The organism is Nocardiopsis sp. NPDC049922 (assembly GCF_040660275.1).
In the GTDB taxonomy this organism is placed as follows: domain Bacteria; phylum Actinomycetota; class Actinomycetes; order Streptosporangiales; family Streptosporangiaceae; genus Nocardiopsis.
Map to the genome: position 1 here is coordinate 23485 of NZ_JBFAME010000015.1, position 12587 is coordinate 36071.

The window sequence follows — 12587 nt, forward strand, 5'->3', positions numbered from 1 at the left end:
AAACCGAGATAGGGGCAAACCGATATCCCCGGGGCGTGGCGCGCGGCGTCACGCCCCGGGGGGCGGACCGCTATCCGGGCGCCATGTCGACGAATCGGCTGTAGTGGCCCTGGAAGGCGACCGTCACGTCGGCGGTGGGACCGTTACGGTGCTTGGCCACGATGATGTCCGCCTCGCCCGCCCGCGGGGACTCCTGGTCGTAGGCGTCCTCGCGGTACAGCAGGATCACCATGTCCGCGTCCTGTTCGATCGAGTTGTGGACGTTGACGCCGTCCGCGACGAAGTTGTGCGTGCCCGGGACCGTGGCATCGAAGACCTCCTGCTTCCCCAGGGGCTCGATCGCCACGACCTCGTCCCAGAAAACGTCGTTCGTGCAGAGCAGTTCGAGGTCGGCGTCGTCGAGCACCTCGGCCACCCGCGAGAGTCGAGCGCGGCTTGGAGCTGTCTTCCACTGGGCGCTACCACAGAACGCGGTCCCCAACGCAGAGGCGAACTCCCTGTGCGTCATCTCCTTCTCACGAAGCGTCGTGCGAACCCGGTCCCAGATCTGTAGGGGGATCGTGTCCAAGTTGGTGTTGGCCTTCCTGGAGGTCAGCTCGGACGCACATGTCACGAGACTCTCGCCGCGGGCCCCGTGGCAGCCGACGCGCTCCGCGAACCTCGCCTGGTCATCGAGTTGGGTGACATGCAGCTGGAAACAGACCCTGTGAGCACCCTTACGAGTCGCCTTGATCCGGCTCATGATGCCGACGCGGCCAAGGAGTCGTGCCACACCGTCGACCAGCCGTCGGCTCGTCGAAGCGTAGTAGATACGTGCCTGACCGTTCTTCTCATCCCAGTACACGCAGCCGTCAGTCGCCCACAGATGACGGAGGAACAGGGCGACCTGATCGTCAGTGAGGCCGAAGACCTCGTCGGGTACGAACTTCTCGTGGCTGCGCAGGCCGAAGAGACCCAGCCCGTCCAACCACGCGGCGATGGGGTTGCGCTTCCCGTGTGTCAGGCGGAATGGCGCTGGCAGCCGCAACGTGGTGACGCGCGCGGCCGCGTACTCGTCGCGCACCGCTGTGATACCGAAGTGCTTCGCCGCCTCGGTCACCGCCGCCAGATTCGCCTCGTCGACGCTCGCGTAACGGATCGGCTGGCGTCGCACGAAGGATCCGTCCCCGATCATGTGCGCGAGCATGACGACCTCGGCCTCGGGCCACTCCCTCGTCTCGATCGGCGCTGGAACGCGTCGGGGCACCGAGAGCCGGGTTCCGACGGCGAGATCCGCCAGCGGCTGCCATCCGTCGAGCGTGAGGAACGGGTGATTGGCCGAGGCCGTGACCTCCCGGCCAGAGGCCAACCTCAGCCTGAAGACCTCCTTCACCCCGCTGGAGAAGACGTGGGTCATCGTCATGGGAACGAGCCGTAGGCGCTCGTCGAGTGACCAGACCCGGATGTCCCGCTCTCCAGCGTGGTAGAGCTCTCCCATGGTCGACTCGGTCCCGGTGTCAGCCCTCCACACCCGGGTGTCGGCGGTCAGGCAGCCCGACTCACGCAGGTCGGACACCTGTGGACGTTTGTCCGTTCGCTGTTCGGGACCACGGTTGAGCTGGGAGAGCGCGATGACCGGGACCTCGAGCTCCTTGGCCAGGAGCTTGAGGGACCGGGACATCTCGGAGACCTCCTGCTGGCGGCTCTCCACCCGGCCGGGCGAGGACATCAGCTGGAGGTAGTCGACCACGACCAGCTTGAGGTCGTGCTGCTGCTTGAGCCGTCGGCACTTGGCGCGGATCTCCATCATCGACATGTTCGGGGAGTCGTCGATGAACAGCGGGGCGCTGGCCACCTCGCCCATGCGCCGGGCCAGGCGGGCCCAGTCCTCGTCGGTCATCTGCCCCGAGCGCATGGTGTGCAGGGCCACGCGCGCCTCGGCCGCGAGCAGGCGCATGACGATCTCGTTGCGCCCCATCTCCAGGCTGAAGAAGACCGAGGTCATCTCGTGCTTGATCGACGCCGCCCGGGCAAAATCCAAGGCCAGGGTGCTCTTTCCCATGGCCGGGCGGGCGGCGATGATGACCAGCTGGCCGGGGTGGAGGCCGTTGGTCAGGGCGTCGAAGTCGGCGAAGCCGGTGGGCACGCCGGTGAGGGTGCCGTCCTGGGCGCCGATCGCCTCGATCTCGTCCAGCGCGCCCGGCATGACGTCGCCGAGGATGACGTAGTCCTCGCCGGTACGCTTCTCGGCGACCTTGTAGACCTCGGCCTGCGCGTGGTCGACGAGGTCGTCCACCTCGCCGTCCCCGGCGTAGCCGATCTGGGCGATGCGCGTGCCGACCTCGACCAGGCGGCGCAGGACCGCGCGGTCGGAGACGATCTTGGCGTAGTAGCCCGCGTTCGCCGCGGTCGGGATGGCCTCGGTCAGCGTGTGCAGGTAGGTGGCGCCGCCGACGCGCGTGGCCTCGCCGCGCTTGGTCAGCTCGGCGTTGACGGAGATGGCGTCGACCGGCTCGCCCCGGGAGAAGAGGTCGACGACGCAGTCGTAGATGATCTGGTGCGCCGGACGGTAGAAGTCCGCGGACCGGATGATCTCGACGACCTGCGTGATCGCGTCCTTGGAGAGCAGCATGCCGCCGAGGACGCTCTGTTCGGCCTGGATGTCGTGCGGGGGTGTGCGCTCGTACCCGCCTTCGTCGGGCGGTGGCTCGGCAACACTCACGAACTCTCTCCCAGGGGCAGTGCCTTCGAGTCGGGTCCGGACGCGGACCGACCCTTCCAGGATGCCGCATGCCCGGGAGCGGGGACGCCGCGGAGCGGGTTGTGGACCCGTCCTTTACCACCATCTCCCGCCCCCTGCGGGGCATCCGGGACAAGGGTTGTGCACATCACCTGTGGATAACTTTGCCGCCATCCACATATACCAGCCTCCACCTGCGAAAACACAGCGCCGCCCGACACGTGAAAGATGTCTCACGACCCCCCTTTCCACAAGTTATCCACAGGCTTCGGAGAGGTTGTGGACAACCTCTCAGCGGCGGTCGAACGTCTGTCCGGTACTGTGGCGGGGTCATGCCGAAACTCCTCTCGGCGGCCCCGTTCCGCCACCGCCACGACCGCGAGATCCTCGCCCTGGCGGTCCCCTCCTTCTTCGCCCTCGTCGCCGAACCGCTGTTCCTGCTGACCGACACGGCGATCGTCGGCACCCTCGGCACCCAGGCCCTGGGCGCGCTGGGCGTGGCGGGTCAGGTGCTGCTGACGCTGGCGTCGGTGTGCATCTTCCTCGCCTACGGGACCACGGCGGCGGTCGCCCGCAGGTTCGGCGCGGGGGACGCGCGCGGCGGCATCCGGGACGGGGTCGACGGGCTGTGGCTCGCCGTCCTGCTGGGGGTGGCGGCCATCGCGGTCGGCTGGCCGCTGGGACCCGCGCTCGTCGACCTGCTGGGCGCGTCGGCGGACGTGCGCCCCCACGCGCTCACCTACCTGCGGATCAGCCTGCTGAGCACGCCGTTCCTGCTCATCGTCATGGCCGGGACGGGGGTCCTGCGCGGTCTCCAGGACGCGCGGACCCCGCTGGTGGTCGCGGTCGCGTCGTACGTGGGCAACGCGGCGCTGTGCGCGGTGTTCGTGCTGGTCCTGGACTGGGGAATCGCGGGTTCGGCCTGGTCGACGGTGATCGCGCAGGGCGCGGGGGCGTTCTGGTACGTCGCGACGATCGCCCGTGCCGCGCGCCGCGAGCGGGTGTCCCTCACGCCCAGCCTGGGCGGGCTGCGTTCCTCGGCCTCGGCGGGGTTCGCCCTGTTCCTGCGCAGTGTGTCGATGCGGGTGGTGCTCCTGGTGACGACGGCCGTCGCCGCGCGCCTGGGGGACGAGTCGATCGCCGCCCACCAGGTGAGCTACAACATCTGGGCGCTGCTGGTGTTCGCGATGGACGCGATCGCCATCGCCGGGCAGTCGATCGTGGGCCGGTACCTGGGCGCCGGGGACGTTCCCGGGACCCGGAACGCCACCCGGCGCATGGTGGAGTGGGGTGTCCTGCTCGGACTGGTGTTCATGGCGCTGCTGCTGGCCGTGCTGCCCTGGGCGTCCCTCCCGTTCACCGACGACCCCCAGGTGCGCGTCCTCATCATCGCCACGCTGGTCGTCGCCGCACTGCTGCAGCCGCTGAGCGGGGTGACCATGGTCCTCGACGGCGTGCTCATGGGCGCGGGCGACCAGCGCTACCTGGCCTGGGCGTCGCTGTGGACGATGCTCGCCTTCCTGCCGTTCGCCCTGGTCCTGCCCCGCCTGGCGGACAGCGAGCTGTGGGCGCTGGTCGGTCTGTGGGCGGCGTTCTCCGTGTGGATCCTCGCGCGGGCGGTCACGCTCGGGGTGCGTGCGCGGGGCGCCGCCTGGTTGGTGACCGGGGCCCGACGCCCCTGACCCGCGCCCCGGCGCGGGCTCCGGTCCGGGGAGGATCGGGCCCCGCGCGCTGTGCAAGGGGTCGATGGGGCGCGCGGGGTCCACTCCCCATTGTGCTCAGCCGTCCGACAGGACGGGGACGAACCGGGGAGGAACCCGCTCACCCGCCCCCGGATGTCGACACGGCGACACGTCTCCGTCACGACATGTCACCACCGGCGTCGCTCTCCCCGGCGCCGCCGGCACGCGGTGCGACGGGGTGTCACGCGGACACGTCGAACTCCCCCACGGCCGGGCCGTGGTAGAAGGGCATGGTCCGCTCGCCCTGCGGGGTGGGCGGGTAGGTGGGCAGCTGCTCCAGGGTCAGCTCGGTCCCGGCGACGCGGCTCAGGCGCCGCAGTTTCTCCCGCAGGCTGGACTCCACGTCCCTGCGCAGCTTGGGCAGCAACGCGTACAGCCGGTCGCCGGGGCACGCGGTCGCGTTGTAGTCGCGGTGGCCGACGATCGCGTCGGACGGATTGAGCTGGTAGACGAGGCAGAGCCACGTACACGTCTCCACCAGCGCCTCCATCAGCTCCTTCGGCGGCGTGACGGAGGAGTACAGACCCTCGTTCTCGATCCCGATCGTGTGCGAGTTGTGGTTGGCGGTGTGCGCGCCGAGGACGTGCCTGCCGTCCCAGATCGCGGGCAGTGACTTGTCCCGGCCCTCCATGATGTGGCCGCCGCGGCTGATCGTCAGCTGCTGGCCGGTGTCGTTCCAGCCGTTGGTGTCCATGTGGTGCCGCTGGATCGCACGGGACAGTGCGGCGGCGTGCGACTTCGAGGTGTCGGACGTGTTGGCCGTGGCCGTGTGGTGCACGACGATGTGCGTCGGCGGCTTGGGCAGGACGTCGACCGACGTCCTCGGCCGACGGGCGCCCCAGTCGGACCGCTTGTAGATCTTGGGCTTCACCGCGGCGAACGCCGTGTCCACGAAGGACACTCCCGCCGTTCCGCCGAGCAGCGCTCCCCCCGCCACCAGGGCGGACCCCCGGAGCACGGTGCGGCGGTCCACGAGTGGCGGATGATCGGGGTTGGGTCTAACGAACATGTTCGTCGTCCTCTCCGTGCGGGGTACCACTACGCGCGATACCAACACAGAGAACACGATAAGTTACAATGAGTAACTAAAGAGTGCGTTCCGGTTCCTTGGCGTGTCCCCCACGTCTCTCCCACCACACGGACCCGCACACGCGGAAGCCCCGCCTCTCCCATGGAGAAGCGGGGCACCGACGCGTGGAACGGTTCGGCTCAGAGGCCGACGACGTCCAGCTTGATCTGCGCGGAGACCTCAGAGTGCAGGCGGACCTGGACCTTGTGGGAACCGGCGGACTTGATCGGCGTCTTGATCTCGATCCGGCGCTTGTCCAGCTCGGGACCGCCGGCGGCCTTGACGGCCTCGACGATGTCCGCGGGCTTGACCGCCCCGAACAGACGACCGCCCTCGCCGGCGCGCTGCTTGAGCCGCACGGTGAGCGCGCTGACCTGGCCGGCGACCTGCTTGGCCTCGTCCAGGGTGCGGATGTCACGCGCGGCGCGCGCCCGCTGGATCAGGTCGATCTGCTTCTGACCGCCGCGCGTCCACCGGATGGCGAACCCGCGGGGCAGCAGGTAGTTGCGGCCGTAGCCGTTCTTCACCTCGACGACGTCGCCGGGGGCTCCGAGACCGTTGACCTCGTGGGTCAGGATCAGCTTCACGACAAAAACCTCCCTCGGAAAATCCCGGCTAGCGCGCGGTGCTGGTGTAGGGCAGCAGGGCCACCTCGCGCGCGTTCTTGATCGCGGTCGCGACGTCGCGCTGGTGCTGGGTGCAGTTACCCGTGACGCGGCGGGCGCGGATCTTGCCGCGCTCGGAGATGAACTTCCGGAGAAGCGTGGTGTCCTTGTAGTCGATGTAGGACTGCTTCTCCTGGCAGAAGAGGCAAACCTTCTTCTTGGGCTTGCGAGCTGCCGCCTTGGCCATCGTGGTGCTCCTTCGCAAGAGCCCCGGGGTCCTCCCGGGGATGGTCTGTGGACATGTGGATGGTGACTCGGCGCCCAGGGGCGGGCGCCGGGTCGGGTACGGGCGGGGCCGGCTAGAACGGCGGTTCGTCGGAGAAGCCTCCTCCGCCGCCGCCACCGCCGAAACCGCCGCCGCCGTTGGTCGCCCACGGGTCGTCGGCCGGAGGGCCGCTACGGCCGCCCTGCGGGCCACCGAAACCGCCGCCCTGGTTCCCGTAGCCGCCGCCCTGGGGCTGGCCGCCACCGAAACCGCCGCCGCCTCCGCCGCCGAAGCCGCCGCCACCCTGGCGCTGCGTCTTGGTCACCTTGGCGGTGGCACTGCGCAGGGCCGGGCCGACCTCGTCGACGTCGATCTCGAAGACGGTCCGCTTCTCGCCCTCGCGGGTCTCGTACGAGCGCTGCTTCAGCCTGCCCTGCACGATGACGCGCATGCCACGCTGGAGGCTCTCGGCCACGTTCTCCGCGTACTGCCGCCAGACGGTGCAGGTGAGGAACATGGACTCGCCGTCCTTCCACTCACCCGACTGGCGGTCGAAGGTGCGCGGCGTGGACGCCACACGGAAGTTGGCGACCGCGGCTCCGCTGGGCGTGAAGCGCAGTTCAGGGTCGTCGACGAGGTTGCCGACGAGCGTGATCTGGGTTTCGCCTGCCATGAATCGGCTCCGGTTCGAGATAGTCGGATCAGGCGGGGTCGCCTGCTCCCCCGATCATCCGTGTCGGTACCGACATACTCGGACGAGACGGGTGAGGGGCGCGGGCGCGAACGCCCTCTTAGTGGACCTCGGGCCGGATGACCTTGGTGCGCAGGACCGACTCGTTGATCCCGAGCTGGCGGTCCAGCTCCTTGACCGTGGCCGGCTCGGCGGTGAGGTCGATGACGGCGTAGATGCCCTCGGCGTTCTTGTCGATGTCGTAGGCGAGCCGACGCTTGCCCCAGATGTCGACCTTCTCGACCTTGCCACCGTCGTTGCGGACGACGGCGAGGAAGTTCTCCAGCGACGGGGCGACGGTGCGCTCGTCGAGGCCGGGCTCGAGGATGACCATGATTTCGTAACGACGCATAGGCGTACGTTCCTCCTCTGGACTGTTGCGGCCATGGAATCTCCATGGCAGGAGGGCAGGAGCCCGAGGCGTGCACCGCTCCGCGTGAGCGGGACGCCGGGTGGGCTCTGAGCCATACGGAATGCAAGATTACCAGCCGACACGCACCGCGTCGGCTGGCTTGTGGAGATCTGTGGACAGGTCGACAAAACGTCCTGGCGGGAGGCGTGGACACGCGAAGGGCCGGTGCGCGGGATGGCCGCGCACCGGCCCTCGGTCATGGCCGCGTGGCCGGGTCAGTCCTCCCGTGAGGGTCGGACCATGGCGTTGTTGCTGCCACCCTGCCTGCCGTTGCCGGTCCCGTCGCCCGTGCCGGTGTCACCGTCCGTGGGGTCGTCGGTGGGGTCGGGATCATCGTTGCAGTCGGGGTTCCAGAGCGGGCAGTCGTCCGGCGGGTCGGTCGGATTCGGCTCCTCGCACAGGGGGTCCCTCGGGTCGCAGTCGCCGTCGTCGTCACAGCCCGGGATCCCGTTGCCGTTTCCGTTGCCATTGCCCGGGTTGTTCGGGTCGCACACGTCGTCGTCGCTCGGCGAGGGCGACGGGTCCTCGCTCGGCGACTCGGACGCGTCCTCCGAGGGGCTCTCGCTCGGGCTCGGGCTCGGCGCGAAGTTCAGGTCCTCACCGACGTACTGCGGCGGCGGGAAGTCGTCCGGCGACAACTCCAGGATGCCGACGGCCTCCTCCATGAACGCCTTCCACACCAGTGCGGAGGTGCTGCCACCGAAGACCGAACTGTTGGCGATCCCCTCGAACGCGAGCGGGCCCCGAGTGCTCCGGCTGATCCCCACCGCCGCGGACAGGTTCGGCGTGTATCCGACGAACCACGCCGAGACCGCGCTGGACGAGGTACCCGTCTTGCCCGCCACCGGACGGCCGTCGGAAAGGCGGGCGCTGCTGCCACCGCCGTTCTCGACCACCTGGCGCATGGCATGGGTGGCGTCGGCGGCGACACCGGGTTCGAGGACCCGCTGGCCGTTCTCCAGCAGGTCCGCGTCGTCCGGCGTCACCTCGTTTCCGTCACCGTCGTACAGCGCGGTGATCATGTGCCTCGGGAGGTGCACGCCGTCGTTGGCGAAGGTGGCGTACGCACTGGCCTGGTCGAGCGCGCTCACCTCGTGGGTGCCCAGCGCGATGAGCGGGCCGCGCGCCGAGGTTTCCACCTGCTCCTCACCCACACCCAGGTCGACCGCCATCCGGTCGATGTCATCGAGACTGTTCACACGGGTGGCCAGGTCCACGTAGCTCGTGTTGATGGAGTTGGCGGTGGAGTCGATGAGATCGGTGGGATTGTGGTCCCCAAGGTCCGCGTTGTACACCGGGCTGGCGAGGCCGGGGAACTCCCTGCCGTTACTCCCGTCGAGCTGGGTGCGCAGGCCGATGCCCTGTGAGAGCGCGGTCGCCATCACGTAGGGCTTGTAGGACGAACCCGCCTGGGTTCGACGGATCAACGAGTTGTCGTCATCGGTCGTCCAGTCGTCCCCGCCGTGGAAGGCGACGATCTGGCCGGTGTCGGGGTCGATCGCGGTGAGGCCCTCCACGAGCTCCGCCTGATCGAACCCGGACACCGGCGGGAGCTCTTCGAAGGCCCTGGCTGCGGCGTCCATGAGTTCGGGGTTGAGGGACGTCTCGATCCTGTACCCACCGGTGGCGATGTCCTGGGCGGTCACGCCCTCCTCCGCGTACCGCTCCGAGATCTCGTTCATCACGGCCTGGCGGACGTAGCCGAACTTGGGATCGGGGTCGTCGTCCTCGACCTCGTACGGAATCCGCTCGGGGATCTCCAGGGCCATCGCCTCGTCACGCGGAAGACCCAGGTTCGGGTCCGCCTCGTTCATGAGCGCCAACTGCTCCTGGACGTAGGGCCAGCGCTCCTCCTCCAGGTAGGTCTTCGTCCAGGAGTCCTCGGCCGGGTTCTCGAACTCGCTCGGCAGCTGGATGATGATGCCCAGGAACGCGCCCTCGGCGTCGGTCAGCTCGTCCAGGTCCTTGTCGAAGTACCGGTCGGCCGCCATCTCGATGCCCGAGGCCCCGCGACCGAAGTAGATCGTGTTCAGGTAGGTGGTGAGGATCTCGTCCTTGGTGCGGTTCTGGTCCAGCTTGATCGCGATGAAGATCTCACGGATCTTGCGAATGTAGCGGTTCTCGCCACTGAGGTCGCCGTAGTAGTTCCGGGCCATCTGCTGGGTGATGGTGGAGCCACCGCCCGACTGCCCCGCGGACAGGACCGCGCGGCCGATGCCCATGACGTTGATGCCGCCGTCCTCGTAGAAGGTCCGCTGCTCCGCGGCGAGCACCCCGTTGACGACGGTCTGCGGCAGCTCCCCCTCCTGGACCAGGATGCGCTGGACCTCACCGGTGGTCACCGCGACTTCGGGCCTGGCCCCCTCCTCCGACGGCGCCCAGAAGATCTGGGAGGCGGACATCTCCTGCTCCGCTCGCTCCCGCAGGTCATCCGGGTCGGGGGCGGCCGCGTACAGGATCGCGAAGGCGGCCACGCCGCCGATGATCATGAGCCCGCAGAAGGCCAGCAGCGGCTTCCAGGTCTTGGACCAGGCCCGCTTGATCCACGGGCGGTCGTCCGGCTCCTCCTGGCGTCCGCGCCGACGACCACCGCCGCCGCCGCGTCCACCGCCGCCGCGTCCACCGCCGCCACGGCCGCCGCGCCCCGGGCCGCGACCGCCGCCCTCGGAACGCGCGCCGTGCTCCCGGTCCCGGGGGTCACGCGGCCCGTCCGCGCGCCGACGGCCACCGGCCGAGCCTCCGGCCGCCGCTGCCGCCGCGCCCTCCGGACGTCGCCGGGGCCGGTCGTCCTCGGGACGGCGGCGCGGACGGTCCCCGTCCTCCGGGGGCCGACGCCTGGGCCGCTCACCGGCGCCCTCCGGGGGACGGCGCCGCTGGGCGTCGGGCCGCCTGCGGGGGCCGCCCTCGGCACGCGCCTGGTCGGACTGGGGACGGGGGCGCCGGGGGCGCTCGACGGGTGCGTCGCCCCAGAAACCGCCCTCGTCGTCGGGGCGGCGGCGTCCGCCCGCGCGGCCCTCCGGCGGGGGTCCGTCCGCCCTACGTCGTCCGCCGCCTCGTGGACCGTCGCCCGGGCCCTGGGCCCTGCGACGGCCGCCGTCGGCATTCCGTCGTCGTTCGGTACTCACGTGGTCCTCGATTGCCTCTCACGGCCGGTCGGCCTGACGATTCCTGGGTGGAACGGGGGGCGGTCCCCCTGGGGGATCGGTGATCCGCGACCTGTCCGCGGTCGACCGGCGTGGGACGACTCGTTCGTCCGACTCCGCCGATGCGCCTGTCGTCGAAGGCTCATCAGAGGGACGCGCAGTCCCCCGTGTGGGTTTTCCACAGGTCGCGAAGACGTTGGCCGCGCTGTTCCCTCCTGGTCGTTGGCCTGCGGGGGCACGGCCCCCGTGCCGGTGCTCCACTCCGACAGGGACACCGCCGCGGCGAGGACGGCGTCCGGGGGTGCTACTGGCCGCACACGCAAATCACAGGTCACGTTAGAGCGATGGAACCGTATAGCACAACCCACGCGCGAGGGTAACGCGTGCGACGGGATGGTTCGACACGTTCGACCCCCGAACGCACCGAACGCCCAGGTCCGAAGCGGGTTCGGGCCGGGTTCGCACCCGATGGCGGCCGTGTGACATTCGACGCGAATCGGGCGGCGGGAACCCGGACGCGCACCGTCGCGCCGTGCCCGCGCGCCCCGCCCCGTACCCGCGTGTCACCCGTCTGACATGCGGCTCCGCCAACGGGCGAGGATAGAGTCATTGCTTACAAACCAGCCAGACATACACGTTCTGCCCGCGCCCGCGTGCCGTGCACGGGAACAGAACCGCCGTGTGAGCTGCTGACCACATACGGAAATCGGACGCGGGACGACGGTTCCGGCCACGGCCGGGGCGGTTCCGCCGTCGTGCGCTGTGGAATCCATGTTCGCGGAGAAGAAGGAGCAAGGACCTATGGGTTCGGTACGTGTAGCCGTCGTGGGCGTCGGCAACTGTGCGGCGTCACTCGTGCAGGGCGTGGAGTACTACAAGGACGCCAGCCCGGAGTCCCGGGTTCCCGGCCTGATGCACGTCCAGTTCGGCCCGTACCACGTGCGCGACATCGAGTTCGTCGCGGCCTTCGACGTGGACGCGAAGAAGGTCGGCCACGACCTGGCCGACGCCATCGTGGCCAGCGAGAACAACACGGTCAAGATCTGCGACGTCCCGCCGACCGGCGTGACCGTCATGCGCGGCCCGACCTACGACGGGCTCGGCAAGTACTACCGCGAGACGATCCAGGAGTCCCCCGAGGACGCCGTGGACGTCGTCGCCGCGCTCAAGGCCAGCAAGGCCGACGTGCTGGTGTCCTACCTGCCGGTGGGCTCGGAGGAGGCCGACAAGTTCTACGCCCAGTGCGCGATCGACGCGGGCGTGGCCTTCGTCAACGCCCTGCCCGTGTTCATCGCCTCCGACCCCGAGTGGGCGGAGAAGTTCACCGAGGCGGGCGTGCCGATCATCGGTGACGACATCAAGTCGCAGATCGGCGCGACCATCACCCACCGGGTGCTGTCCAAGCTGTTCGAGGACCGCGGCGTCGTCGTCGACCGGACCTACCAGCTGAACTTCGGCGGCAACATGGACTTCAAGAACATGTTGGAGCGCGAGCGCCTGGAGTCCAAGAAGGTCTCCAAGACCCAGTCCGTCACCTCCCAGATCCCCCACGAGCTCAACGCCGGGTCCGTGCACATCGGCCCGTCGGACCACGTGCCGTGGCTGGACGACCGCAAGTGGGCCTACATCCGCCTGGAGGGCCGCGCGTTCGGCGACGTGCCGCTGAACCTGGAGTACAAGCTGGAGGTCTGGGACTCCCCCAACTCCGCGGGCATCATCATCGACGCGGTGCGCGCCGCGAAGATCGCCAAGGACCGCGGGATCGGCGGCCCGATCCTGGAGCCCTCCTCCTACTTCATGAAGTCCCCGCCCGTGCAGTACAGCGACAGCGAGGCGCACGACGCGGTCGAGCGCTTCATCGCGGGCGACGCCGAGAGCTGACCCGTACGCCCGGGGTCCGCG

9 protein-coding genes are annotated in these 12587 nt (G+C 69.4%); 2 read left to right on the top strand and 7 right to left on the bottom strand.

The annotated features are described in order from the left end of the window. Positions 1-70 precede the first annotated feature (70 nt). Positions 71-2701, bottom strand: coding sequence for a replicative DNA helicase (locus AB0I72_RS23115; protein WP_358572089.1), 2631 nt, complete (start codon positions 2699-2701; stop codon positions 71-73). A gap of 350 nt (positions 2702-3051) precedes the next feature. Between AB0I72_RS23115 and AB0I72_RS23120 the strand changes: the two genes are divergently transcribed. After that, positions 3052-4401: an MATE family efflux transporter gene (locus AB0I72_RS23120; protein WP_358572091.1), complete on the top strand. Its 1350-nt coding sequence runs from the start codon at positions 3052-3054 to the stop codon at positions 4399-4401. A 241-nt stretch (positions 4402-4642) separates the two neighbouring features. On the opposite strand, the gene AB0I72_RS23125 is transcribed toward AB0I72_RS23120, so the two are convergent. The 6 genes from AB0I72_RS23125 to AB0I72_RS23150 all read right to left on the bottom strand — a co-directional run bounded on the left by AB0I72_RS23125 (position 4643) and on the right by AB0I72_RS23150 (position 10667). Then, a complete protein-coding gene (locus AB0I72_RS23125) occupies positions 4643-5470 on the bottom strand; it encodes a peptidoglycan recognition family protein (RefSeq protein WP_358572093.1) in 828 nt (275 codons plus the stop codon). 200 nt (positions 5471-5670) lie between these two features. Beyond that, complete coding sequence (gene rplI, locus AB0I72_RS23130; protein ID WP_358572095.1) at positions 5671-6117, bottom strand: 50S ribosomal protein L9; 447 nt, start codon at positions 6115-6117, stop codon at positions 5671-5673. 28 nt (positions 6118-6145) lie between these two features. Then, positions 6146-6382: a 30S ribosomal protein S18 gene (gene rpsR / locus AB0I72_RS23135; RefSeq protein ID WP_075925898.1), complete on the bottom strand. Its 237-nt coding sequence runs from the start codon at positions 6380-6382 to the stop codon at positions 6146-6148. A gap of 112 nt (positions 6383-6494) precedes the next feature. After that, positions 6495-7073: a single-stranded DNA-binding protein gene (locus AB0I72_RS23140; RefSeq protein ID WP_358572098.1), complete on the bottom strand. Its 579-nt coding sequence runs from the start codon at positions 7071-7073 to the stop codon at positions 6495-6497. A gap of 118 nt (positions 7074-7191) precedes the next feature. Then, positions 7192-7482: a 30S ribosomal protein S6 gene (gene rpsF, locus AB0I72_RS23145; RefSeq protein ID WP_358572099.1), complete on the bottom strand. Its 291-nt coding sequence runs from the start codon at positions 7480-7482 to the stop codon at positions 7192-7194. A gap of 275 nt (positions 7483-7757) precedes the next feature. Further along, positions 7758-10667 (bottom strand): transglycosylase domain-containing protein, encoded by a 2910-nt coding sequence (locus tag AB0I72_RS23150; protein WP_358572101.1) that lies wholly within the window; start codon positions 10665-10667, stop codon positions 7758-7760. 819 nt (positions 10668-11486) lie between these two features. On the opposite strand from AB0I72_RS23150, the gene AB0I72_RS23155 reads away from it, so the two are divergent. Then, the gene (locus tag AB0I72_RS23155) at positions 11487-12566 is read left to right on the top strand and encodes an inositol-3-phosphate synthase (protein ID WP_358572103.1); all 1080 of its coding nucleotides are present in this window, start codon (positions 11487-11489) and stop codon (positions 12564-12566) included. Positions 12567-12587: the final 21 nt, after the last annotated feature.

What these genes read in the sequence shown, in the direction of transcription:
- rpsF (WP_358572099.1), bottom strand. Translation starts at nt 7,482, where the DNA reads ATGCGTCGTTACGAAATCATGGTCATCCTCGAGCCCGGCCTCGACGAG.
- AB0I72_RS23155 (WP_358572103.1), top strand. Translation starts at nt 11,487, where the DNA reads ATGGGTTCGGTACGTGTAGCCGTCGTGGGCGTCGGCAACTGTGCGGCG.
- rpsR (WP_075925898.1), bottom strand. Translation starts at nt 6,382, where the DNA reads ATGGCCAAGGCGGCAGCTCGCAAGCCCAAGAAGAAGGTTTGCCTCTTC.
- AB0I72_RS23125 (WP_358572093.1), bottom strand. Translation starts at nt 5,470, where the DNA reads ATGTTCGTTAGACCCAACCCCGATCATCCGCCACTCGTGGACCGCCGC.
- AB0I72_RS23140 (WP_358572098.1), bottom strand. Translation starts at nt 7,073, where the DNA reads ATGGCAGGCGAAACCCAGATCACGCTCGTCGGCAACCTCGTCGACGAC.
- AB0I72_RS23120 (WP_358572091.1), top strand. Translation starts at nt 3,052, where the DNA reads ATGCCGAAACTCCTCTCGGCGGCCCCGTTCCGCCACCGCCACGACCGC.